This is a genomic window from Halomonas sp. JB37 (assembly GCF_002332255.1).
In the GTDB taxonomy this organism is placed as follows: Bacteria; Pseudomonadota; Gammaproteobacteria; order Pseudomonadales; family Halomonadaceae; genus Vreelandella; species Vreelandella casei.
This window is the reverse complement of record NZ_NRGW01000001.1, coordinates 2,962,047-2,987,908: the sequence shown is the minus strand read 5'-3', so window position 1 is coordinate 2,987,908 and position 25,862 is coordinate 2,962,047. Positions and strand designations below refer to the sequence as shown.

The 25,862-nt window shown below is 47.5% G+C and carries 18 protein-coding genes and 1 pseudogene; all 19 read left to right on the top strand.

Annotated elements, in window-relative coordinates; genetic code table 11:
- Window positions 1-80 precede the first annotated feature (80 nt).
- The 19 genes and pseudogenes from CIK78_RS13900 to CIK78_RS13810 all read left to right on the top strand — a co-directional run bounded on the left by CIK78_RS13900 (window position 81) and on the right by CIK78_RS13810 (window position 25,849).
- Complete coding sequence (locus tag CIK78_RS13900) at window positions 81-500, top strand: DVU3141 family protein (RefSeq protein WP_096281192.1); 420 nt, start codon at window positions 81-83, stop codon at window positions 498-500.
- Window positions 500-2,206 (top strand): polysaccharide biosynthesis/export family protein, encoded by a 1,707-nt coding sequence (locus tag CIK78_RS13895; RefSeq protein ID WP_096281190.1) that lies wholly within the window; start codon window positions 500-502, stop codon window positions 2,204-2,206. Before CIK78_RS13900 ends, CIK78_RS13895 begins: the two co-directional genes overlap by 1 nt.
- Before the next feature lie 79 nt (window positions 2,207-2,285).
- Complete coding sequence (locus tag CIK78_RS13890) at window positions 2,286-3,095, top strand: ABC transporter permease (RefSeq protein ID WP_096281188.1); 810 nt, start codon at window positions 2,286-2,288, stop codon at window positions 3,093-3,095.
- A gap of 3 nt (window positions 3,096-3,098) precedes the next feature.
- Window positions 3,099-4,196 (top strand): chain-length determining protein, encoded by a 1,098-nt coding sequence (locus CIK78_RS13885; protein WP_096281186.1) that lies wholly within the window; start codon window positions 3,099-3,101, stop codon window positions 4,194-4,196.
- A 23-nt stretch (window positions 4,197-4,219) separates the two neighbouring features.
- A complete protein-coding gene (locus CIK78_RS13880; RefSeq protein ID WP_141393047.1) occupies window positions 4,220-5,608 on the top strand; it encodes an MBL fold metallo-hydrolase in 1,389 nt (462 codons plus the stop codon).
- Window positions 5,609-5,675: 67 nt separating this feature from the next.
- The gene (locus CIK78_RS13875; protein WP_096281184.1) at window positions 5,676-6,557 is read left to right on the top strand and encodes an ABC transporter ATP-binding protein; all 882 of its coding nucleotides are present in this window, start codon (window positions 5,676-5,678) and stop codon (window positions 6,555-6,557) included.
- Between the two features lie 27 nt (window positions 6,558-6,584).
- A complete protein-coding gene (locus CIK78_RS13870) occupies window positions 6,585-7,640 on the top strand; it encodes a sugar-transfer associated ATP-grasp domain-containing protein (RefSeq protein ID WP_096281182.1) in 1,056 nt (351 codons plus the stop codon).
- A gap of 2 nt (window positions 7,641-7,642) precedes the next feature.
- Window positions 7,643-8,863, top strand: a complete 1,221-nt coding sequence (locus tag CIK78_RS13865) for a hypothetical protein (RefSeq protein ID WP_096281180.1) — start codon at window positions 7,643-7,645, stop codon at window positions 8,861-8,863.
- Between the two features lie 119 nt (window positions 8,864-8,982).
- Entirely contained in the window at window positions 8,983-10,047 is a 1,065-nt protein-coding gene (locus CIK78_RS13860; RefSeq protein WP_176483405.1) for a sugar-transfer associated ATP-grasp domain-containing protein, read from the top strand.
- Window positions 10,048-10,127: 80 nt separating this feature from the next.
- On the top strand, window positions 10,128-12,020 hold the full coding sequence (locus tag CIK78_RS13855; protein WP_096281175.1) for an acylphosphatase: 1,893 nt from the start codon (window positions 10,128-10,130) through the stop codon (window positions 12,018-12,020).
- Window positions 12,017-13,231 carry a hypothetical protein gene (locus tag CIK78_RS13850; protein WP_141393046.1) on the top strand — a complete coding sequence of 405 codons (1,215 nt, stop codon included), beginning with the start codon at window positions 12,017-12,019 and terminating at the stop codon, window positions 13,229-13,231. Before CIK78_RS13855 ends, CIK78_RS13850 begins: the two co-directional genes overlap by 4 nt.
- A 69-nt stretch (window positions 13,232-13,300) precedes the next feature.
- Window positions 13,301-14,302, top strand: a complete 1,002-nt coding sequence (locus CIK78_RS13845) for a hypothetical protein (protein ID WP_096281171.1) — start codon at window positions 13,301-13,303, stop codon at window positions 14,300-14,302.
- Between the two features lie 333 nt (window positions 14,303-14,635).
- Entirely contained in the window at window positions 14,636-15,550 is a 915-nt protein-coding gene (locus CIK78_RS13840) for a D-alanine--D-alanine ligase (RefSeq protein WP_096281169.1), read from the top strand.
- Between the two features lie 17 nt (window positions 15,551-15,567).
- The gene (locus tag CIK78_RS13835; RefSeq protein ID WP_176483404.1) at window positions 15,568-16,278 is read left to right on the top strand and encodes a serine hydrolase; all 711 of its coding nucleotides are present in this window, start codon (window positions 15,568-15,570) and stop codon (window positions 16,276-16,278) included.
- A 145-nt stretch (window positions 16,279-16,423) separates the two neighbouring features.
- Window positions 16,424-19,534, top strand: coding sequence for a Mur ligase family protein (locus tag CIK78_RS13830; protein WP_176483403.1), 3,111 nt, complete (start codon window positions 16,424-16,426; stop codon window positions 19,532-19,534).
- A gap of 75 nt (window positions 19,535-19,609) precedes the next feature.
- Window positions 19,610-20,542: pseudogene (locus CIK78_RS13825) on the top strand (IS30 family transposase).
- A gap of 721 nt (window positions 20,543-21,263) precedes the next feature.
- Window positions 21,264-23,408 (top strand): Mur ligase family protein, encoded by a 2,145-nt coding sequence (locus tag CIK78_RS13820; protein ID WP_255249103.1) that lies wholly within the window; start codon window positions 21,264-21,266, stop codon window positions 23,406-23,408.
- Between the two features lie 365 nt (window positions 23,409-23,773).
- A complete protein-coding gene (locus CIK78_RS13815) occupies window positions 23,774-24,442 on the top strand; it encodes an ATP-grasp fold amidoligase family protein (protein WP_176483402.1) in 669 nt (222 codons plus the stop codon).
- 36 nt (window positions 24,443-24,478) lie between these two features.
- Window positions 24,479-25,849: an acylphosphatase gene (locus CIK78_RS13810; RefSeq protein WP_096281159.1), complete on the top strand. Its 1,371-nt coding sequence runs from the start codon at window positions 24,479-24,481 to the stop codon at window positions 25,847-25,849.
- Window positions 25,850-25,862: the final 13 nt, after the last annotated feature.

The following is a 25,862-nucleotide window of genomic DNA, read 5'->3' as shown; positions in this document are numbered from 1 at the left end:
GCCGCACAGATAGAGTAGGGCAAGGGAATATGCCCGTTTCAATCCCTGGGCGGTAGCGTGCCTTTCATCTGGAATCCATTATGCCAATATCCCAACGTTCATTTGTGTCGCCAGCGCGCATGCTGCTGACAGCACTGAGTGTGGTCGCTATAAGTGGCTGTGCTACAAGCTACCCTTCTGGTAGTAATCAGCAAGAAGCGCGTTACGTCCTGAATAATGATGCGGCGACGTTGTTAGAAAACGAAAGCCTCAATAATTTTCTCTCGCAAGCACCCGCCAGTGGGGTTCTTAACGTGGCGCGCAGCCCATGGGGTGATAACGTCGAAATTATTGCTGATGAATCTTACTTAGCTGCTAGCGGGCGTGAATGCCGTAAGCTTCGCGTAGTTGCAGCAGGAGGCAGTGCTAACAGCGCTCTTGTCTGTGCAACGCCCAACGGCTGGGTAAATCAACGCGTAGTGACGCAGACAGGCATGCAAACAGTTGAAGGGCGCTATTAATGTTCAAGCAAACCGCAGCAATCGTGTCTATTACTCTGTTAAGCGCGGTCATGGGCGGCGCAGCCTGGGCGCAGTCTCTTAGCCTGTCCGATACTATTTTACCGTCTGAGAGTAGTCAGCAAGGGGGGGCACAGCAGCAAGACGAAGTGAACGATACGCCTCGTGCAGATTGGCGCAGCGGTACTTATGGCCCTGTGACGTTGCCGCTGCAAGATACCGATACTTTGCCGCCATTTGGCGCTAATCTATTTACTGGCGGCTTTCGTGGCGCCATGGGCGATGGCCTTAACCCAGACTACCGCATTAAACCCGGCGACCAAGTCACCGTCCGTGCCTGGGGGGCGTTTGAGTTTGACCGCGTGCTACCGGTAGATGCTCAGGGCAATATCTTTATTCCTGGTTCTGGCCCGATAAATGTAGAAGGGCAAAGCAGCCAGGAAGTGGATAACAGCGTCCGCAGTGCTATTACCTCCGTCTATCCGGATAACGTAGAGGTCTATACAAATCTGCAAGGCGTGCAGCCAGTTGCGGTATACGTAACGGGCTATGTAGAAAATCCTGGCCGCTATGCAGGTACGCCCAACGACTCGTTGCTGTATTTTCTTGATCAGTCCGGGGGGATTGACCAAGACCTTGGTAGCTATCGCCAAGTGAGGGTGGTGCGTGATGACCGCACCGTTTCAACCGTTGACCTATATGACTTTCTGATCGATGGCATCATTGCCCGCCCGCAGTTCCAAGATGGCGACACCATTGTGGTAGAAGAGCGTGGCCCCGCGATTGCAGTAGGCGGTGACGTGCATCGTGCCCACCGTTATGAGTTGGTCGGCAATCAGCTAAGCGGTGCTGAGCTAATTAATTTGGCACGACTTAAAAGCGGCGTTTCCCACGTGCTACTCCGCGGCGACCGTGAAGACGGGCCCATTGCTCAGTACTTCCCCATCGACATGTTCTACGGCCAAATGATTCGTAGTGGCGATGAAGTGCTATTCAGCGCAGACCAGCGTAGCGAGACTATCGTTGTGGAAGTGGAAGGCAGCTACTACGGCCCATCACGCTATGCACTGCCACGCAATGCGCGTTTAAGTGAGTTACTGGACGCTATAGCTGTGCCGGAAAACATGACCGCAGTAGAAAGTGTTTCTCTACAGCGTGAAAGCGTGCGCCAGCAGCAAGCCGAGGCCCTTGAAGACAGCTTACGGCGCTTAGAAACTACCTACTTGGGCGCAGAGTCGCGGACCGATGAAGAGGCGAAAATCCGCCTGCAAGAAGCCGAATTGATAGAGCGTTTTATCTCAAGGGCTCGCGACCTAGAGCCCAGCGGCCGGCTGGTTGTAGCTAACAGTGACGGTATCTCTGATATACGCCTGCAGGATGGTGATGTCATTACCATTCCTGAAATCAGTGATTCCGTACTTATCAGTGGTGAAATCCTGGTGCCCCAAGCCGTTGTTTACCGTCCCGGCATGAGCGTGATCGATTACGTCCAGGGCGCTGGCGGCTTTACTGTGCGTGCTGATAAAGACCAAATTTTATTGGTCCGCCAGAACGGTGCAGTCGAGCATGCCAGCAATTCACCGCTACGGCCGGGTGATGAGATCTTGGTGATGCCTGCCGCACCCATACATAATCTGCAGCTAGCGGCTACGCTAACCCGAATACTTTTCCAAATCGCTGTGACAACTCGAGTCGCTTTAGATCTGTAAAAAAGTAAATAGTGAGGTGTGAGGGAGTCAATACCTCACACCTCACACCTCACATCTCACTCCTTTACAAAGTAACGCTATGGAAAATATAAGCAGTGAGCCACGGCGTGCCCGCACGCCGTGGCAAGTGACCCGTAGTGTGTGGTACGCCATGTTTATGCGTGAGGCTATTTCGCGCACCATGGCAGACCGCATGAGCTGGTTCTGGATGATTTTTGAGCCAGTCGCTTTTATTGCTATTATGGTAGGCCTCCGCAGCTTTATTCGTGGTGATCGGCTAGTGGTTAACGCCGAATTTATTCCCTGGATGATTTCGGGCTTAATGGGGTTTCTGCTTGTAAGAGAAGGCATGTTGCGTGGAATGGGGGCGATCGATGGTAACAAGGCTCTATTCGCTTACCGCCAAGTGCAGCCTGTAGATCCAGTGTTTGTGCGTAATTTTTTAGAAGGTATATTGCGTAGCTTTGTATTTTTGATCTTTATTGGCGGCGGGTTAATGCTGGGGCTGGGTATGTACCCAGATAATGCAATCAGAGCGATGGCTGTTTGGTTTTCGCTGTGGAGCCTGGGGATGGGCTTAGGGCTAATCACTTCGGTGGCGGCTACATTAGTACCTGAAATTGGCCGAATAATACGTATGCTCTCATTACCGCTGCTGATTCTCTCCGGAGTCATGTTTCCGCTGAATTCGATGCCACACTGGTTGCTGGAATATCTCATGCTAAATCCAATTCCTCATGGCTTGGAGACTCTGCGCCTTGGTTTTTTTGAGGGCTATCAAGTGGTTCACGGAACTAGCATGCTCTATTTCTGGCTGTTTACACTCATCCTTATTGCCCTGGGGCTGTTAATGCACCTGCGCTTTCTTGATCGCTTAAAGGCCAAATAATTCATGCAACGTTCTTTAGGTAGTTTTGTAAAAAAGTCGCCGCACTGGGCCGTGGCTGCTATCGCCATTATTTTAGTTTCGTTCTACTGGTTTGTATGGGCAGAGGAGCGTTATGTTTCGCGTGCCACGGTGGTGCTGGAAAGCCCGCAAGTGGCGGCCCCAGAAATTAGTCTGTCATCAATAATGGGAGGCGGCGGTGGTAATACTAAAGATCTCTTGTTGCTGCGCGAGCACTTATTGTCAGTGGATATGCTGCGCCTCCTAGACGAAGACCTAAACATCAGAGAGCACTACACTGAACACGGCGATATTTTCGCAAGGCTATATGATCGAGACGCGCCGATTGAAGACCTGCATAAATACTATCTACGCCGCGTAAATATAGAGCTCGATGAGTACGCCGGCGTTCTTAATATTTCTGTTCAGGGTTATACACCAGAGTTTGCCCATCAAATGACCACGCTGCTACTTCAGGCAGGCGAAGACCATATGAATGAAATGGGTCATCGTCTAGCTGAAGAGCAGGTCCACTTTTTAGAGCAGCAAATGGTGCGACTCGATGAGCGCTTTAAAGAAACCCGTGCCGCCTTGCTGGCGTACCAAAATGAGTTTGGTCTAGTCTCGCCCACTGATACCGTGGCAAGTATTAATCAGGTGGTGTCAACACTTGAAGCTGACTTGGCACGCTTCCAGGCGCAGCGTAACGCACTAGCCAGTTTCCAAAGCGAACAATCACCCGAGTTGCGCCAAGTTGAGCGTAATATCACCGCGCTACGCGACCAAATTATTGAACAACGTGATCGTATAGCGCAGGCATCGGGTGGCTCGCTGAACAGTGTTTCTGCTGAATATGAAACGCTAGAACTGCAAGCGCAGTTCGCTCAGGAAACCTACTCCAGCGCACTTGCTGCGCTAGAAAATACTCGCTTAGAGGCCGCCCGCCAGCTTAAGCAGGTAAGCGTACTGCAAAGCCCACTGCTGCCGGAATATCCCACAGAACCAAGCCGGCTCTACAACAGCAGCGTCTTCGCCATCATTGCCATCTTCCTTGCCTTTATCTTCAGTATGCTGCTCATGATTATTAAAGATCACCGAGACTAAAAGGAGCGATCTTTCGTATCCTCATGCTCGATATTCTTCATCATGGTGGCGCTATCGGTGTGACCGGTAGCTGCCACCAGTTAATACTGAATAACGAACACTCTCTCCTTGTTGATTGTGGTCTCTTTCAGGGAAAAGATGCCGCTAAAGATAGCTTCGAACAGCTAAAAATTGAATTCGATATCTCAACGGTTAAAGCCCTGATCATCACCCATGTGCATATTGATCATGTAGGGCGACTGCCCTATTTACTAGCGGCTGGTTTCACAGGTCCGATTATTTGCTCAGAGCCTTCTGCCACGCTATTGCCCCTTGTTATTGAAGATGCGCTAAAAATAGGCTTTACCCGTGATGCGAAACTGATCAATCGCTTTCAGGCACAGTTAAGGCAGCAGGTTGTTAGCGTGCCCTATGGCAAGTGGCACAGTGTTGCCTCTGACAATGTAGGCATAACGCGCGTAAAACTGAAGCGGGCAGGGCACATTTTAGGCTCTTGTTACGCTGAAGTGGCTTATCAGGATGCCGTTACCGGTGAAAAAGAGCGCGTTGTATTCTCTGGTGATTTGGGTGCGCCTTATGCGCCATTGTTGCCTGCGCCACGATCGCCTTACGGTTGTGATCAGCTGGTGCTAGAAAGCACCTACGGTAACCGCACTCACCCTGATCGTCGCCAGCGTCAGGCGGTATTAAAGAATGCGATAGAAACCGCGCTCGTTAACGGCGGTACCGTGATGGTGCCAGCTTTCAGCATAGGCCGCACGCAAGAGCTTCTCTATGAGTTAGAAACCATTATTCATCATGCGCACTCATCGCGCTGGGCCTCACTAGAAATCATTGTGGACTCGCCGCTAGCTGCACGCTTTACCAAGGTATATCGTGAGCTAAAACCTTACTGGGATAAAGAAGCCCAACGCCGCCTGCGTAGTGGTCGTCACCCGCTTAACTTTGCGAACCTCTACACCGTTGATAGTCACGCAGAACATGAGCAAACTGTCGAGTACTTAGCCAAAACAGGCCGGCCAGCAGTGGTGATTGCTGCTAGTGGTATGTGTGCAGGTGGGCGCATTATGAATTACCTGAAAGCCATGCTAGGTGATGTACGCCACCAAGTGTTGTTTGTTGGATATCAAGGCACAGGTACTCCAGGGCGTGATATTCAGAAATACGGCCCGCAAGGCGGGTGGGTCGATATCGATGGGCAACGCATTGATATAAGAGCCGGCGTTGCCTCGGTCAGTGGTTACTCAGCCCATGCAGACCAAAAGAATCTGCTCAACTTCGTAAAGCGTATGCGCCGCTGGCCCCACACTATCCGCCTAATACACGGTGAACAAACCGCCCGCGCAGCACTCAAAGAAGAGCTCGAAAGCCTCTATCAGCGAACAGGCAGGAGTGTGACAGTGAGGTGTTAAGTGTTAGAAATGAAGGTCACTCCTAACAGGCGCAGCGTTCATCCCCTAGCCATCACTAAGAATGCAAATGATTGAAATTCGCAGTCTCTACAAGCGCTACCATAACCATCACGGTAGCGACTGGGTATTGAAAGATATCAATCTCACCATCCCACCCAAGGTGAGCGTTGGCCTGATAGGTGCAAACGGTGCAGGCAAGTCGACCTTGCTGCGCTTAATAGCAGGTATGGATAAGCCTGAAAGAGGTGAGGTGATTCGCCATACCAAAGTTTCCTGGCCAGTTGGGCTTTCAGGAGGCATGCAGCAAAACATGACTGCCAGGCAAAACGTAAAGTTTGTGGCCCGTGTTCATGGCAGCTCCAGTGAAGATGTAAAACGCGTTATCAAATACGTTGAAGACTTCGCTGAGATAGGCAAAGCCTTTGATGAGCCAGTAAGAACATTTTCATCGGGGATGCGCGCTCGTATCTCATTTGGACTATCGCTAGCGTTTGATTTTGACGTTTACATCTCAGATGAAGCCACTGCGGTTGGCGATAAAAACTTTAAAGCCAAAGCAAAAGCTGCCTTTCGAGAGAAAACCGGCAAAGCCAGCCTTATTATGGTCTCGCACAGCGAAGGTATACTCAGAGAGCTTTGTCAGGCAGGTATCTTTATCAACAAAGGCGAAGCCACCTGGTTCGATGATATCGATGATGCGATTGATGCCTATCATAAGGCCTTTGGTATGCATGAAGCAGAAAAGCTTAAAAGAGCGCGTCAAGATGTCAGAGCAGCAAGGAAAATATACAGAGAAGCAAAAGCCCTTTATCTAGCAGCGAAAGGCAATAATAGCGTGCCGCCTGAAGAGTTAGCAGAACTAAAAAGCGACATGGAAGATAAGCTCAAAATATTGCGCAAAGATTTTGCAGTGCTGAAATCGCTTCAAGAAGCCAACGACGACGAATAGATTTTTTATAGGTGGCTATTAAACAAAATGTTCTCAACACATAAAGACAGTATTGCGCACGCCGACGACATCGCCTCCCTGCAAGCCTGGAAAGACTTTACATTAAAGTTCTGGGAAGAAAGCGCACCAGCAACTAAAGAAGAGCAAAGCCGCCAGCTATTTCACAGCGGCTTCTACAGAAGCCGAGCAGGCCTGTACGATTTAACTGAAAACGACCTTAATGCCTTCCTGAGTGATTACCAGTCGCTTAGGCTGCAGTCAATTAATCAAAAATATCAAACCGTCCTCTCCGACCGAGTTCTATGTGGCCATGTGTTGGCCAATTACTTCGGCGTTGAAAAAAACATCTGCATGATTTCTAAAAATGGTGCTCAGTGGTTAGAATCACCGTGGTGGACGAATGGAAATACAGCGCCTAGCGAAGTGCACGTGCATTCACTAGCACCGGATAGCCACGCGCAGTACCGCAAAATAAAGCTGGTAGAGAGCAGTGACTCGCAAACGTTTCAAAAAGCATTTGTTAATCAGTTGGTTGAAGAAGCACAAGAGCACAACGAGGCGTTGATCATTTCCACAGCGCCGGTTCAACATAGTTGGCTAACTAAAGTAAGCCCTGATGGCTACCATTTGCTGCACGTATTACTGGTGCGTGAACCCGATGAAGGGCTGCCTGAAATAGCCGCTGCTAGCTTAACGGTGGGTAGCATGGCAACCTCATCAAACACACCAATGCGGGTAGAAGAAGGCGCGCTTAGTGCCAGTATCAATCCACAAACTGGCTTAATTACAGCATGCCGCGGGCTTAACCAGCAGGGCGTTATAGACACCTATTTGCAACACCCTGACACCGCCCAAACCCTAGTCGGTGAGCACCTACCCAACTGGGCTGATATTAGAAAAGCCCTGCTGCGCTTCTTTGATGAATCATCATATTTGCACGTTTGCAGTCTAAGCTTCGTGGTTACCGAAACAGGCGTATCGTTTTTCGGAACCAACACGGACGTCATGGCAGCACATCAAATGCATCAACCGCTACTTGAGCACCCAGGCATTACCAATCACTTGAACAAGGTGAGCGGCTAGCTATGCCAACGCAACTCGTGCCAACGCAATTTATGCCAACGCTATTGAAGACGTTCGAATGGCGTCTCAAAAAGTGGCTAGGTTACCAAGACGCCAAGATACGGGCAGAAATAGAGCAGAGCGGCTACTTCCATTCAGAATGGTACCTAGCCAACTATCCAGAACTACTCAATGAGCCAAGCGCCGTAAAAGATCCGTTAGGTTATTATCTGTCTCGCGGAATACAGCAAGGTCACAACCCAGGGCCAGGGTTTCATACCCAATGGTATCTGGAAGAGTACGACGACGTACGTAACGCTTCCATGAATCCGTTACTGCACTATTTACGTTTCGGCCGTGAAGAAGACCGCAGGCCAACGCCTTTTCTGGGCGGTGTACAGAGCATGATGCACAAACAAGGAGGCGCAAAAAACCATCGTGTTATTTATAAAACACGCAGAAGTGCAGATTTAAGTCACGTTGGTCGAATAAAAAGGCTGAATCATAGTGAAGGCGTACAAATTTGGCGAGAATTTAGCCACTCGTTTAGAGCACAGCAAGGAAGCCTTGCCCAGCAGGACGCGGAATATCTACATAACCGTGGTTTTCTACCCAACCGCAAACGCCTTTATAAGCTGCCAGACACGCGGATAGATGCCTATATCAGCGATCTACAGGCCAGCCTGTTGGCCCAAACCAATGGGCCAATGCAACCCTTGCTGGAAAATACAGAGCTGCAGTGGCAGCTATATAACCAGCGCATACCAATGGTGGCTAACCCCACAGTGACTAAACAAGCACTGCCCACAGGGGCTGTGCTAAAAGTGATTTTAATAATGGACCCAGCATGTGCAGGGCTGGTGCCACTTTCAGTTGTGGCTACCAAAAAAGCTACCGCTGCTACTGTGGGCATGGCGCTTAGCATGTGGTTATCACCCAACAGTGGGCGTACCCGCAGTGTGGCTAGGTTTAACGCCAGTGGCATTGTGGTAGGGCCAAGAAAACCGGTGCCTTGGGAAAAATACCGCTATAAAGCTATTTGGCAGCAGGCCAACGCAAGCATTGTTGTGCCAATACAAAAAGAGTCGCTTTACTCTTTTATCCAGGTAGATATTGATATTTCGACGCCGACTCCAATGTTGATTCGCTTGGCAGCCACCCCCACTGTGGAAGACTTTCAGGTACACGGCCCACTAATGCAAAACCAAACAGCCATCGACTTTATGCGTGAGTTTGGAATATGAAGAGAGATACCACCTTTTGGGCTCCCAAGCACGCATCCAAGACCCATCCAGATGCTCAGGAAATGGAGGCAGCAGCACATAGCGACACAGTGCTGCCGAAAGGCCACCACAAGCGTCTAATGGAAAGCCTTAAAGAAACCGATCAGCTTGCGTTACTAAAACGCTTTACGCTGGATTTTCATGCCGACCCAGACTTAGCACGCCTAAGTGAAGAAGAAGCTCAGTTCTTCTACGAGCGTGGCTTTTTACCTGAAAAAGCAAGGCTGTATGGGCTTAACCGCGATAACATAGACAGTTACTTAAGTGATGTGCAACGCTGGCTTACCCGTCTAGTGAATGGCTCCTATGGTATTGTTTTTAATAATAAAATACTATTTGACCAAGTGTTTGGCCAGTATTGCAATGTACCGCGTACCGTAGCGGTATGCCGGCAAGGCCGTGTAATCCCACACACCGATCTATGGCTGCAGATAGCGCGCGGCGAATCTGAGCCGCGAATGTTAGTGGCCAAACCCTTAGGTGGCGGCGGCGGTGGTAGTGTTTACTTTATTCGTATAGATAAACGCCATGCCGTGGTGGAAACCAACGACGCAATTAATCCGCGTTTTAGCTTGCGAAGCGACGCATTAAGTGAATTATTCACCAGTCAACGGGTTCCATTTATTATTAATGAATACGTACAGCAAGGTGAATTCTCACGCCGTCTTTATCCTCTTACGGTTAATACGGTGCGTGTGCTCATAATGCGCGACGTGCAAAGCGGTGAGCCATACATAGTGCGAGCCGTACTGCGTGTAGGTAATAGCGAATCGTACCCTATCGATAATTTTTCGCTGGGTGGACTAAGCATTGAAATTGATTTGGAAACGGGAAAACTTGGCAATGCTGTAGCTGCGGCGGGTCGTTTTAGTGGTCAAGTATGGCATGCCCACCCAGATACGGGCGAGACACTAACAGGGGCTAGTATTCCCAACTGGCAAGAACACAAGTACAAACTCAAGGCTCTGTTCAGCAAGCTACCGTATCTAAAATATTGCGGTTTCGATCTGATTCTACGTGACCACGACTTTGTAGTGCTAGAGGGCAACAGCTACAGTCAAGTGCGTCTTTTTCAGATGCATGAGCCATTACTTGACGATGCCACTTATAGACGATTTCTTCTGGCTGAAGGATTGGCTGCTTAGCTCATGTCGCTTGGGGCTGTTTGTAAACAGGAAATAAAATTTCTGATACTAGTGTTTGATGACAATACAGGGCGTATTTGATGAGTATTAAGGTAAGAAAAGTAAGTGCTGGTGGTTTAAAAGCACCAGTACAGGGCGGGATATGGAAGGATGCAGACCCCCGCTACGCCGCAAATGCGTGGGTTAGTATAGAAATAGAAGGGAACAGTGGTATAGAAACCGCAGCGGTAGAATTTCAAATGCCATCCTTATCAGGCCAGGGATACCCATCAAGAGCCCAGGACTTGTTAAAGGAGGTAGTTAAGCGTCTCGTTAATTACTCATTCTCGTTAAACGAAGGTGATGAGTTAGAAGCATTGATTGAAGCATGGTCCATAGAAGCAATAAAAGATAAAAAAATATTTAGAAAATTCAATCGAGATGGTAGTCCTGAATTAGATAAGTTTCTTAAAAAATATAAAGATAAGATTGTATATGCTATTTGCTCTTTGATACGCCATGCTTTTAAAAGCCGGAGTTCTACAGCGCACGATGACGTGCAGACCTTCAGCAATGTAGCTTGGCCAAATAGCCGATTTAGCGACTTGCTTGAAAATGTACTGTTTTTCTGGAAAATTCCTGAGTTAAATGTACCTGATATGCTTGGGAAATCGGCGCAGCATTATTCAGATGTTGAGTTTGCTAAACCATTGGGTATAAACGGAACAAAAGGGCACTTAGTAGAAAGACATGCGCTTAGCTTAGGTCTGAATAGTTTAAGGTTCACGAAAGGCTCCTATGTCATCTATGATGAGAGTAATAAAAAACTCCCGTTCAAGTGGAGTAGGACCATAGTTTCAAGCAGTATGTCTCATGCTTTAACTAGCCATAAAGAGGCAACGCGAGCATGTTTGCAACGCCTAGGTCTGCCCGTGCCAGAAGGTAGACTGTTTAAGAAAGACGACTTATGGATGGCTGAGCAGTACGCAGAATTGATTGGTTACCCTGTTGTATGCAAACCCGTGGCAGGCGTTGGTGGGATAGGTGTTTTTGCAAACTTGCGAACAGCTAAAGAACTGAGAGATGCTCTGAATATAAGTCAGTCCTCACAGCTGGGTAAGCAAGATGTTATCATTGAAAAACATGTTAGTGGTGAAGATTACCGAATACTGGTATTAGATGGTAAAGTGATTGCGGCAATCATGAGGTTGCCTGCGTGTGTAGTAGGCGATGGAGAAAATAGTATCGCTGAACTTGTGCTTCTCAAAAATCAGTTCCGAAAAAGTAACACCCATCTTTGGAGGAGGCCGATAAAGTTCAATGATACTATGCTGTTCCAACTTGATAGGCTGGGTTACTCTTTAGAGAGTGTTCCCGCAGCAGGTGAATTAGTAAGGCTTTCTTCTTCCAGTAATATTTCCCAAGGCGGGGATAGTATCAGCGTCTATGACGAACTACATGAGGATATAAAAAAGGCTTGTGTGGAATCGGTTAAGGTGATTCCAGGTCTAAATTACTGCGGCGTTGATTTCTTATTAGAAGATCACACAAAGCCATTAAGCGAGCAAGATAGCGGTATCTGTGAACTAAACGCTCATGCCGCGATTGGTAATTGCGAATATCCTCTCTTTGGTGAGCCTAAAGAAGTCGCGAAGAAGCTATTAATCAGTGCAGCAAATCAAGAAGGATTGAATTTTTTGACTGCGCCACTCGATACACTTCATCTACATTCAACCGTAAAAGGTACCTTAGCTAAGACGGGATATGTCGAATGGGTTATGGAAAGAGCAAAGAAATTTGGTCTATCCGGCTGGATACGACAAGTAGACCGCAGAACAGTAGAGGTTCGGATTTACGGTGATTTGCTGCCAGCATCCTACCTGGTAACCGCGTTAGTTTTAGGTCCTGCTAATGCGAAGCCTACTTCGGTAAATACAATTCACTATGAAGGCGAGAAACCAGTGGGTTTCAGATTGTTGGGTGGTAAGTTATGAAACATTTATATGAAAAATTAATACCCGAAAAAAGATATGAGGGTACCTATGCTGACTTTCCATCTGAGCTCATAGATGGTGTGTTAATAACGGAAGCGTTACTTAAAATAAGGCTGCCATTGCAGCTGCTACCAAGACAAATGGTTGTGGGATATTTACCATCAGGGCCTATCAGCTCCGTAGGCTTTACTCATGGTGTGCCAGGAAGTTCCTCGCTAGCAGGCGTTACTTTTCTTTCAGATCGGCGAGTAAGGAGGGCGCTCCTTCAAAAGCATGGAATGAAGGTGCCTGAAGGAGCCACTTTTTCTTATGAGTCAAAGCTAGAAGTAGTGAAGTATATTCGCAGAATTGGTTACCCCGTCGTTATCAAAGAGGCGATGGCGCAGGAGTTAGGAGAAAGGGGGGTTGTTGTTAACAACGCCCAAGAATTTGATGCTGTAATTAAGCGCCTTCGCGTGGTGGATGAAAGAATGTTTTCACCGCAAGCTGATTACAAAAACTCAGCGTATGCAATAACGGGTCTGCTTCCTACGGTCACTACAGAGGATGGAATCGAATTAAAAAATGAAAAACACAGATTCCTAGTAGAACAGCATGTGCCGGGTAACAAAGTAAGATTAATAGTTGTTCATGGTAGCGTGGTGTGTGCATTATCGAAGCCAGAAAATACTGGATATGATGGTTACAATTTGTTAAAAATGCCTCATAGATACCAACGTGTTGCCGAAAAAGTTATGGATGCACTACCAGGAGTACGTACCCTATGTATTGATATTGTGGTTGACAATACAGCTGGGGATGTGTCAGAGCAGCAATGCTGCATCGTTGAGGTGAGTGAAAGGCTGCATCTTCATAATGTTCTTTTCCCATCAGCACGTTTGGCTAAGAAAATAGCTAGTAGCATTGTTGAAAACGAGGTTTCTTATGTTAAATTTGCTGCGCAAAAAAACATGGCTTTTTTCAATAGATCGGTGACGACTCCTTGTAAAGCTAAAGGCTTAGTCGACTGTGATAAATTTAAAGAAGAAGTTGACAAATTCTATAGCACTAAAAATTCAGGGTTGGTTCTGGAATGGCAAGCATCTGATGCCATTAAAGGCCAGATGGATTTTATTTTAAAAGGAGGTACTAGCGAAGTTAGCAGTTTCTTGAATTCGTTATCTTGTGGTCATGGCGTTTCAGTCAGGCCAATGTCAATAGATGTTTTTTGAATTTTAAGCTTAAGCCTTAAATTTTAAACCTTAAACCTTAAACCTTAAACCTTAACTAAAGGGACTTTTATGTTTACTGAAGCTAGCTCGCTCGATATTTCATCTGAAGCCATCATTGAGAAGATGGGCAGATACGGTGTCGGTCCCCAGTTAATAGCTTATGAAGCTGAATTGGATGAAGCTACGGTAACGTGGATTTCTAAGTATGTTTTCCTGTGCGAGAAAGCAGGAAAAAAAATCCTTTTTCATGACGTAAGAGGCGCTGACTCCTATGCCGCTAACTCAGTCACTGATAGAAGAGTGTTGCTTAGGAAACTGCTGAAGCATGCTGGTGTTAATGTTCCCAAGGCTCGCATTGTAAAAAGCTTGAATGCGGCAAAGCGAGCAAGAAAAGCTTTCGGTGGCACTTTAAGCCTATGGTCTACTAGCACTGCTGGGAAAAGTGTTAATGTAGGCAAGGTTTCGACGGAAAGACGCCTAGAGCGTGAGTTGGAAAAATGCTTTGAAGTGCGGAGTAGCGTCTTGACTGAGGAGCATATCGAAGGCTCCGTATACAGAGTTATGGTGGTAGGCGATAAAGTAGTTGCAGCCCTATCCAGACGACCGGCTACCCTGGTCGGTGATGGAAATTCTACAATTCAAGAATTAATAGAAATAAAAAACCAAGCCCGTGACCTTAACCCTTGCTACCGAAACAAGCCTATCCGGTTTGGACGAAACACTGAATCCAACATGCAGAAACGCGGATTAACCGTTGACAGTATCTTGCCTGAGGGTGATTCCTTTGAAGTAAGAAGTAGCCTTGCATTGGCTGCAGGGGCAGAATTTGTTGATGCTACTAACGATTTAACACCAACGCTTGAAAAGCTTGCAATACAAGCAGTAGCTAGCATTCCAGGGTTAGAAGTTGCCAGTGTTGATGTGGTGATTAGCTCAAAAGGTAATGATGCTGTGCCGTATGTACTCGATGTTTCATGCGACCCTAATATTGCAGTCTATCACTACCCAGGCGAAGGGAAGCAAAGCAATATTGCACAACAAATATGGAAGCATGCGGCTGCCTCTATTTGATTTGGCTGTTTATGCTAATAGTAGGCAAGTTGCTGTTTTTCCACGGACTTTGTCGAAGTTGATAATTTAATAAAAATTTGACATAAGTTGGTGAAAGATTTTAGGTTCCTTCCGGTCGGGTACATGTTGCGGTTTCTCAATAATAAGTGCTCGTTCACCTTCCTGGCCGGACTGTTAATAATATTACTTGGCCAATATGGCTGAACACTTTTTAATGCCAGTGGTTGACCCCGTTAGAGGGGAATCGCCCATGCTGTAAGTGGTTCAAGCCTTGGCCTGTTATGCTAATACCCACTTTGGCGTTACTGAAATTAACGACAGGACTTCTTTGATATGACACGCAAACCTTTGGTCGCAGTACTAATGGGCGGGCTTTCCTCCGAACGTGATGTTAGCCTTAGGACAGGAGAGGCTTGCGCACTTGGCTTGGAAGAGGCTGGCTATCTTGTCGAACGTGTTGATGTTCAAGATGATATTGCCGAGCGTCTCATGCAGATCCGCCCTGATAAGGTTTTCAATGCGCTGCACGGGCCGGGTGGTGAAGACGGCATAATTCAGGGGCTTCTAGAGCTGCTGCACATTCCTTATACCCACTCAGGTGTGCTTGCCTCGGCGTTAGCGATGCATAAGGTTAATGCCAAACATGTTGCTGCTGCCAATGGGATTCCAGTGGCGGAACACGTTTTAGCTACGCCAGAGGAAATTTCGGCTGACCATGTCATGGCCCCGCCTTATATTGTCAAGCCCATCGCTGAAGGTTCATCTTTCGGGATAACCGCCGTATATGAGGGAGACGAAGCCCCAAGTCTTTCGCCCGATATTGCTCGTTTTGGCGAAAAGCTAATGGTTGAGCGCTTTGTGCCTGGTCGAGAGTTAACCTGCGCAGTGCTGGATGATGGTGCCCTTGGTATCTCTGAAATCTTTACTCAGGGTCAAGATTTCTACGATTATGAATCCAAATATGTCGCCGGTGGGTCTCGCCATATATGCCCAGCTGAATTACCTCCGGAAGTTGAGCAGCGCATACTTGACTTGTCGCTGGCTGCGCACCGTGCACTTGGCTGCCGAGGCGCGAGTCGGTCAGACTATCGCTTTGACCCAGAACGCAATGAATTAATTTGGCTTGAGGTGAATACCCAGCCAGGCATGACTCAAACCTCTCTTCTGCCTGAAATTGCCCAGATGCGGGGAATTTCCTTTTCACAACTGGTGGCAGGGTTAATCGAAGATGCCTCGTTAAATCGCTAGCATTAGGAAAGCTTATTTTGACAAACGAAGTCGCACGGCTAGTAACGGATCAAGAGGGAAATGTGCTGTTGGCTGAACATGCTGACGCGCAGTTCAACCCAGCCTCATTAACCAAGATGATGGTGCTTTATTTGGTCTTCCGCACCCTACCTTTATCTACAATGATAACGGTGCCTAATGCCGCTGTAGTCAAGCGAGTCCCAGGGCGGGTGCCGCAAACCAATATGGGGTTAAAAGAAGGCCAATCAGTTTCTGTAGCTGACTTAGTGTTGGGCATGATTTTGCCCTCGGCTAATGATGCAGCAGTTACAATAGCTCATCATTTTGGTGCTGATGATTTCGTCTCAAAACTAAATGAAGAGGCCGTCAAGCTTGGGCTGCAGAACACCCAATTTGCCAGCCCTTCCGGCATAGGTAAAGGTACAACGACTGCTCGTGACATGGCACTATTGGCTAGACGCCTGTGGCAAGACTATCCTGCGTATCGCAGTTTTTTTTCGATTGGCTCGTTTGTTTTTAATGGAAAAACTCGTCGTAACACCAACGAGCTACTGTCTACCGTTTCTGGAGTGCTCGGAATGAAAACCGGCACGACCGCTGGTTTGCGCCGTAATCTGGCTACAGTGGTTCATCGGGATGAAAAGACAGTGTTTGCTGTTGTATTAAATACAGCAAATAAGGCTGAAAGAGATAGCTCAATGATCGAAATAATTGAAAAGATCTTCTAGTTCATTATCTGCCTTCTTAGCAGTATTTTATTGTTGAAATACTGAAGTAGTAGCTTATGAAAAATAATCTTTCGATAACTCATTTATATTTTTATGACAGTAAATAATCTAGCGTAGATTTTTAGAGTGAAAAATGGTGCCTCTTATGACAGTGAATCGTAGATTTAAAGCTTGGACTTTTAATACTATTGCTGATGAACTTGACTTGGTTAAGAAGCCAAATGCTGCACTTGCTGAAGCTATTATTGAACGTGTCGATATAGACGTTAGGCACTGTAGCCGCGGTTCTCTTTATATTCCAAGAGGATCGAAAATTGGTAACGTGAAAATGGAAAATCGAGACTATATTAATAAGGCTTTGGAGCGTGGAGCATCTATGGTCTTGACTTCGTTGGATCGTTCTATTTTTCCAACTGATGCTCCTGTCGTACAAGTCAATAATGTTGTGGCTGCGGCGAAAAAGCTGGCTGATAGTGCGCGCTCACGTTATCAAGGAAAAATCTTTGGGATAACTGGTAGTGTAGGCAAGACAACTACCAAAGATATGATGAATCACGCATTGTCGTACTGCGGCGATATTTATGCGACGCGTGGCAATTATAATGAAACTGACGGCGTCTTGATGACTCTCGCATCAATGCCTGAAGACGTTCAGTATTCTCTTATTGAGGTTTGCAGCACGAAACCAAATAGTGTTCCCAAGAAGGCTACACATGTAAAACCACATATAGGAATGGTCACGGTGATTGGCCACTCGCATGGAGCCAAATATCCTTCTCGCTATGATATTTTGCGTGATAAAGTTGCGATGTTTGATTACCTAGTTGGTGACCGAGTTGCTATCGTAGGAAGAAGTGTTTTGGATTTCGATGAGGCTAATGAGAGTCTTATTGCTCAAAAAAGTATCGAGACTCTAATCACCGTCGGTCAGCGTAAAGTCGATACAGTGCAACTAATAGGTGCCGAACTAGGTGCGCTAGAAACGAAAGTTCGAATGTTGGTTGATGGCAAGCCCATTTCGGTAAGGGTTCCTGCTGCAGGGCGGCAGTTTGTCGATGCTGCCATGTTCACTATGGCAGGGGCACATGCCCTGGGGCTTGACCTTCTCGATATTGCTGAAAATATATCAACTTTAGAGCGAGGCCCACGACGGGGGGAACGCCTAAAAGTTAACGTGCAGAATAGTAAAAAAACGGTAGAAATTATCGATGATGCGCAGAATTCTGCGCCGGATTCCGTACGCGCACTTTTAGAGCTAGTCCAGCTTCGTAGCCCCAAGCGCAAGGTGCTTGTCTTTGGTGACATGATGGAGTTAGGTGATGATGCTCCGCAAATGCACGAGTCCCTTGTGCAGGATGTTCTGGAGGCAGGCATCGATGTGGCAATTCTTGTCGGCCCAATGGCCGCACTAATGGCGCCGATGCTGAAAGATAAAGTTGAAGTACATCTCATTAAGACTACCGATGATTTGGTTAAAAAAGTCAGAGGGTTGGTTGAAAATGGTGACCTTATTGTTATTAAAGGGTCGGGAGGACTCAAGCTTGAACGACTACTGCCTGCCCTTGCACCACGCTCCGCACGGCAGAAAGTAGGTAATAACTGGGTGATCGAAACAGAGGCAGGTCTTCCAGCCCCGAAAAAGTCCAAATCGATCTTTGCAACTCCAGAGCAGGCGGCTGATGTTGCAGTGATTACTGATTTTGAACCACTACTGTGTCGGATTCCTCTCAAAAGTGGATTTAAAACGTCACGTCATACGATAAAGGTCTCTTCGAATTATATTTTGGTGATGCAGCTTGATGGTGTGGTCGGTCTGGGTGAAGCTTCCCCAAGGTCGCTTGCGCTCACCGGGGACTCAATTGCTTCGGCGCGTAAATTCTATAATCAGGCGCGTGAGCAGTTAATAGGGGCCCATATATCTAAAGCATCACCTGAAGCATCACTGGCTGACGTTCGACTTATTATGCAAAAGTTGGAAAAGCTGGCATTAAAGCTTGGTGAGCCAACTAGAAATACAAAGCCATACCGGGCGTCACTGGCAGGTATTGACATTATGCTGCTTGATGGGGTAGCACGCCTTCATAATATGACGGTGGCTGAGTTATTGGGTCAGCAGCGCGATCCAGTTGGTGTATCAGCGGCTACAATATCTGAAATATCAGAGGGCGGGTTGCGATTACTGAAGTCAATTAGAAGACACCTTAAGCGATATCCGGTTTGCCGGGCTAAAGGAGCTTTTGATACTCATTTGAATTTAGAATTCTTGCGCGATGTTACCACCGTTGCCAGGGAGATGGGACAGGATAAGGTGGCTTGGCTAGATATGAATGAGGCCTACTCTCCAGAAGGAGTCCCTAGCCTGATTAACGCCATCGTGGACAGTGCGCGTGCAGGTGATATTCGAGGAACGGTTATTCTGGAGCAACCTGTTGCGAAACGGTTTTCTGCTGAGATGTGTGAGTTTCAAAAGCTAGCTAATGATAAGATATCAGGGATGGATCTTGATTTAGTGCTAATGGCTGACGAAAGTCTTTGGGATGAAAGCGATTTACGCGAGTTGCAGAAGCAAGGTGGATGTCGTGGAATCAATATAAAAGTACAGAAATGCGGTGGCTTATTAAAAGCACTTGAAATTGGAGACGCTGCTAACCAATTTGATCAGAAAGTTCATGTATATATTGGAGGAATGGTTGGTTGTAGTGATTTGACATCGCGAGCGCTTCTATCTCTTGCTCAGGCCTTGCCAAAGTTTAATTATATTACAAGTGGTCCTAGACATAATATTGAAGCTCATATTGTGACCAACCCTTTGAAATGGGTTGATCAGTCGAATGTCTTACCTAATCAGGATGGCGCAGGTCTTGGCCTATACCTTGATTGGGATACTTTGCGGGCGTACTGCGAGGAAGACGATCAAGTGCGACTGGATGCAATCCGAGCAAAAATTCAGGAAAGCGCTGATAAGCAAACTCCAACGTCTACCCGTGTTGTGGTTAGTGGTAAGGTGCAAGGTGTTGGCTATTTAGTTTGGCTTCAGCAAGAGGCTCGTGCTCGTGGCGTACACGGCTTCGTTCGTAATCGCTCGGATGGAACAGTTGAAGCTGTGCTGTTCTGTGTACAAGCGACGTTGGATGAACTGCTTGCGCTGATGCGGAAAGGGCCAGAAAAAGCTGAGGTAACCGAACTGGTCACGGATACCTGGACACGTGGGCTAAAAACAAACGATTTTTTACGTTTTAAGGCTGCCTCAGTCTAGTACAGAGATACCAATAACCTCTTGGCAGCAGATTCTGAGTGCAACACCTGACCAAACCGGTAAGGTGTTGACCCCATGTCATATTATGAACTTTGCATAGAAGAACGTGCGACGATCCAAGTCAGCCTCGCACAAGGCTTGAGCATCAGGAAGGTAGCAGCCCTGCTTGAGCGGTCCCCGGCGACGATCAGTCGAGAGATACGGCGCAATGGATCGTCCGATGGCCGGTACCGCACGTTACACGCCGTCATGACCGTTGTCGACCAAGGCGCAAACTGCTTCCGGGTAGCCCTCGGTTCGCCCTGATTCATTACATGCTGCGTCGGACCTTCGAGACGCCTACGTCTGCCGTGAAACGATCTAAAGTGCTATCTAGGTGTTGGCCGTCGGTGAGCTGCGAAAGGAACTGACCCACTGCTTGCGGCAAGGAAAATCCACCCGTAAGCCCCGACGTGGGCAAGTTGATCGACGCAACCAGATTCCTGATATGGTCAGCATCCACCTCCGTCCTCCCGAGGTAGAAAAACGTGAATTTACCGGGCATTGGGAAGGAGACCTGATCAAAGGCAAGGGCAACGCATAGGCTGTCGGGATCCTTGTAGAACTGAAAAGCGGTTACCTGATCCTGGCGAAGATGAACGATGCGACCGCCACTTCGGCCGTGGAAGCCTTTAGCGCTGCGCTGAACCGGATGCTTTGGCTGTACGGAAGAGTATGACGTATGACCAGGGGCGCGAAATGACGCTGCACGCCAAGATTACCTAGCATACCGATGCTGCCATTTATTTTTGTGACCCACATAGTCCGTGGTAGAGAGGCGCCAACGAAAATATCAATGGTCTCATACTGCAGCACTAGCCCCAAGGAACGGATCTATCAGTCTATAATCAGCAAGAACTGGATGAGATCGCGCTTGAGCTAGACATGCGCCCCCGAAAGCGCTTCGACTTCAAGTGCCCTATTGAGGTGATGAGCGGGCAGATGGCGAAGTACCATGAGGCACCGTAATTTATACATTGACGGTGTTGCGCTTAGTGTCAGCATTCGCCCCTTTTTTTAAATATTGTTGGCACCAGCATAGCAGCTAACATAGCTGGAGGCTCTAAACCAAACTGTTTGACTGTACTCGGTTGAGTAGCCTTTCGAAAGAATATCATCATATGGGTACGCAGTTAAATAAACCAATAAAACTTAGAGACACAGCCGCTGAGCTAGCCAAGGACGTCGAGTTCGAAAAAAACTCGGAACTCTCACTCATTAATTGGTTAAGTTAACGGTTGTCTCGTGGCATAGTGAATTTGGTTACCTAATTCCTTTATGGAGACACCATGCGCCAGGAGAGAGTTAGGTGGCAGTATAACAACAAAGCTAAAGTGTAATTCTAGCGCTGAGCTTCAACTCGAAGTAGCACTGATGGTCGTCGATCAAAACTGCGCTTTTTTTGAAAGCGGCGGGAGTCAAAAATGTGGTGCTTTCGATTATGGATAAATGGTTCAAAAATTACACTAAGAGCATGGTGGTTGAAACTGTTACGGGTTGACGCACTTTTAGGTAAGAAGGGATCTAATTGCGCCCTATACTCAACTTGAGCCCAGTGATACGATCACATATTTTTAATTGTTGTCCCCGTTGAAGATGAACGTGAATCGGATGTCGTTTTGGACTTGAAAATGGTGATGCCATCTGAGGCTGTCTTGGTTGAAGGCAAATATCATCAACGCCAACTGCTTTGGACATAGTGCTATTTGCTAGGAGTCTTTTGCAAGACTATCCTGCACACCGCAGCTTATTTTCAATTGGCTTGTTTGTATTTAATGGAAAAACTTGTATTAACACAAACGTGTTGATGTATAACGCTTCTGGAGTGCTCGGAATGAAAACCGGCAAGACCGCTGGTTTGCGCCGTAACCTAGCTACAGTGATCCAGCGAGATGGGAAAGCCGTATTTGCCGTTGTCTTAAATGCTGCGGACAAGGCTGAGAGAGATAATACGATGGTTAAGACCATCGAACATGCCTTGGATAGGCTTCAGCAGGAAAACTCTAAAGTATTGAGTGGTGCGCCAAAAGGCAGCGTGCCATCAGTAAAGCATCTTGAGGAAGAGAAAACGATGGGACTTCAAACTAGACCGTTGTTAGGTACCGTTGAAGGAATCGCCGAATTCCTTGGAGCGAAAATTATTAGGAACGAATCTGGCCAGCTTCTTGTAAGCCGCATAATTACATCCGCAGCTAACGTAAACCCTGGGGACATTTATGTTCCTATATCTGTAGAGGAAAGTAGAAGGCAGGCGCTTGCTGAACGAGCAGTCGAGAGGGGGGCTGTTGCTGTGATGTCTTCCGGCAATATTGAAGGAGACTTTCCGATCATTGAAGTTCCTCGAATGGATCATGCGCTTCGTGAGCTTGCAACGCTTGCACGCTCGGAGTTTAAAGGGAAAGTGGTCGGTGTCACCGGAAGTGTGGGGAAGACGACTACAAAGGATATGATTGCGCTTGTACTTTCATACTGTGGTGCTACCAACCACACAACAGGTAATCTCAATGCTGGGAATGCAAACCTGGCAGCGGTGGCTAGCCTACCCATAAATGCGGCTTATTCTGTTCTTGAAATTGCAATGATGGATCAAGGGGCCGTAAGACGTAAATCAGCGGTGGTTAAGCCTGATGTAGCGGTAATCACTAGCATTGGCTTGAGTCATGGGAGCCATCATGCTGAAGGTGGTGCTGATTCTATCTTAATTGGAAAAACAGAGATATTCTTCGAGCTAGCGCATGGCGGAACGGCTGTTCTTCCATCCGGTGACGCTCGCTATGAGCAAATGGTAGCGCGGGCATCAGAAAGTGGGAGAGTTGGTCGAATTATTTCATGTGGTAAGCGCGACTCAGATGATGTGCGTCTTCTTGATGCCAAGCTTCGCCCCACTTGCTCCGAAGTCACGGTAATGATTGGCGATACACGTGTAGACTATTTGATTGGCCAGCCAGGAGCGCACTTTGTTATGAATTCGCTTCTCGTGGCAGGGGTTTTGCTTGCAGTCGGTGGAAGCTCATTGGCGCTGGCTGGGCTGACAGCTTACACCCCAACGGCGCGTCGAGTTGAGCGTTTTAGAGCTATCCCAAAAGATGGCTGCACTATCGAGCTTATTGATGACGCTTATAATGCTGCGCCCGACTCAGTTGTTGCTCTCCTAGAGCTATTAAAACTAAGAGAGAAAGTGAAGCGGAAGATTCTAGTTTTAGGTGACATGCTAGAGTTGGGGCCTGATGAGGTTCGTCATCATCTTGAACTTGCTCCAAAAATAGAAGATGCGGGTATAGACCTACTAATAACTGTCGGCCCTAAGGCCGCGATGGTTGCTGATGCTGTTAAAAACATTGAGACTGTTAAATTTCAGGATGCGAAAACAGCGGCCAAAAAAATTCGTTTCTTACTGCAAGATCGTGATCTGATCGCAGTCAAGGGATCAAATGGAATGAGCCTTGTTACTGTGGTAATGGCAATTCTAGGTTCCCGCGATGCACGCGTACGGCAAGATTATCGTTGGTCGATCGAGGTTGAGCCAGCAAATACATCACAATTTCCTACACATCCAATCAGGGTTGTTGTAAGCGGTAATAAGGTTCAAGGCGTTGGTTATAGAGTTTGGCTCCAGCGTGAAGCTCGTGCTCGTGCTGTGCAAGGTTTCGTACGTAACCGTTCGGATGGCGCGGTAGAAGCAGTGTTGTTCTGTGCGCAAACGACGTTAGATGAGATGCTTACGTTAATGCGACAGGGGCCGGGGAAAGCTGATGTGACTAAATTGGTTACGGAAAACTGGACGCGTAAGTTAAAAGATAAAGACTTCTTACGATACAAAGCGGTTTCAGTTTAAGTTGGTTCTTGATAGGGCATACCTTTGTTCTTATGAGTTAAAGGACTTTAGCTATAGCATAGTGTATGCCCGCTATTTAAAACTGTAATGTCGCTATCTGACTTAGGGTTGCTGCTTTTCTACTATTTTGGGCTGTAATAATGCTGCTTTCTGATATGCCACCCTTTCATGCCTATATATCAAATCCCGCGCTTCTGGCGTGGGTTCAGGCTTCCCATCCAGCGCGTAAGGGCTCCCCACCCACTTTACCTTCATTCCGGGCTGGTTTAGATGCGCTAGTGCGGCGTTATCAGCGTGAAGCACTTCAGCCGAAAGGGACTTCCTTTGAGCGGCTTTCAGTGGATCGTGCTTGGGTAAATGCGCAAATGCAAGCAATGGGCGTAGCCACAGCTCGTATGTTGCGTGAAGACTTTCCCCTACAACATCTGCGTGATTCATTAGAGGGGATTGATGCTTGTGTGATCAAGCCTCGTCAGGCGCATAGCTCCCGAGGTGTTCTTTCGCTTAAGCGGATGGACGCGATTACTTTTAACTGCTTGCAGTTACGCCGGCCAATACGGTTAGTTGAGATTCTCGAACATCTTTATGCTGAAATGCGCGAGCATCAGTTTCCCAATCATTGGCAATTAGAAGAACTGCTGCTTCCGCCTTCTGGTTTATTACGCCCTGTTGATGATTTTAAGTTCTATGCTTTCCGTGGGCATGCCGCAATGATATTGCAAGTAGCACGGGGGCAGCACGGGCAGCGTTATCGCTGGTATGATCGTGATTGGTGCCCAATAGATACTGGTAAATACGATGGTGCCTTAGACGCTACCCTGCTCCCCCCACGTAACCCACGGGCTTTGTTAGCTGTTGCAGAAAGAGTTTCTGCTAGTCTGTCGGTACCTTTTTGCCGAATTGATCTTTACGAGACTTATCAAGGTGTGGTGTTAGGCGAGTTAACAGCGGTGCCTGGGACTTATCATGCCTTTAGTGATCAGGCCGATACTTACCTTGGAGCATTTTTTGAACTGGCGAGTTGTTTAGAGTGATGCCTTTAGCCTGCTTGGCTCTAGTAGGAAGTTTTTATGCAAGTTGATTCGGCAGTTTTACCTGACCCTGTTTTAAAAAATGACCAAAATTATTACGAAGACCCCTTTAGCCAAATGGCTAGATGCGTACCCCAGTATCATTTGTTTGGGCCGTGGTTGATAGCCAGAGCGGCGGCATTTGAAGGCGCTGAAGTAGTTTGGCTAAATCGTCAAATGATTTTGATTCAACATAATGGTGTCCAACTATTTTTTTGGGATGTGCGATCTAACGAGTCCGCGGTGGGTGCTAAACTGGCAACCCACAAGGGATACACTCATAGTTTTCTTAAGCGTGCAGCGGTATCAACACCGTCTGCCAGACAAGTAATGGATGCTGAGTCGGCTGTTCGTTTTTGGAAGGTGCTTGGTAAACCGGTGGTTGTTAAGCCACTTAGAGGCACTCGTGGGCGCGCAGTGGCGCTTAACTTAAATGATGAATCCTCAATCAATAAAGCTTTTCACCAAGCCCGCTCTAGCGTCGGTGCTTTAGTAGAAGAGCAAGTGCATGGCAGCGAATATCGTTTTTTTGTATTGGGCGATGATGTTTTGGCTGTGTTGGGGAAGGAATCTGCGCATGTTATCGGCGATGGTATCTCCACTGTGGAAGCCTTAGTTGAAGAAAAAAATAGCCTACGCTCTATGAATCCACGCTTGATGACAAGTTTGATCCCACTGGATGAAATTGCTTTTCAGAACTTGGCTCGGCAGGGTTTAAACTGGCAGAGTGTACCCGATGCTGAGCAACATGTGGTTTTGCGACAGGAAGCCAATATTTCAAAGGGGGCCGATACTTTTGATGCTACCGATCTAGTGTCAGAACGAGCTAAGGCCGTTGCTGTTGCAGCTGTAAAGGCTTTGCCCGGACTAGATTGGGCTGGAGTAGATGTAATGTTATCTGACCCCTGCAATGAGCAGGGCGAGGTGTATGTCATTGAAGTTAATACTTGTCCCGGCCTAGGTGGGCACCACTTCCCAATGCGCGGTAAGCCTCGCGATGTTGCTACAGCGGTGTGGCGGCGGGCTTATGAAAAGCAGAAAGCGTTATCAAGCACGTTTTCTATCGTCCCTATCCCGGCAGCGCTTCCAGCCCGTTGCCAGCGGTTGGTGTCTATTGAAGGTAAAGTGCAGGGGGTAGGATTTCGTAAGTGGCTGCGTCGTGAAGCGGTAACACTAAACGTTGAAGGGTGGGTGCGCTATCGTCAAGATGGAACGCTGCAAGCAGCGCTGAAAGGTAAGCGTTCGGAAGTAGAGCAGTTGTTGGGTAAGCTCCACTTTGGGCCACGTACGGCCACAGTGGCAAAGGTGTCGGTAGCCCCGTACAACCGCAAGCTTTCCCATTCAGGCTTCAAGGTATTTCAAACCCTTTAAACCTTCGTGCAAG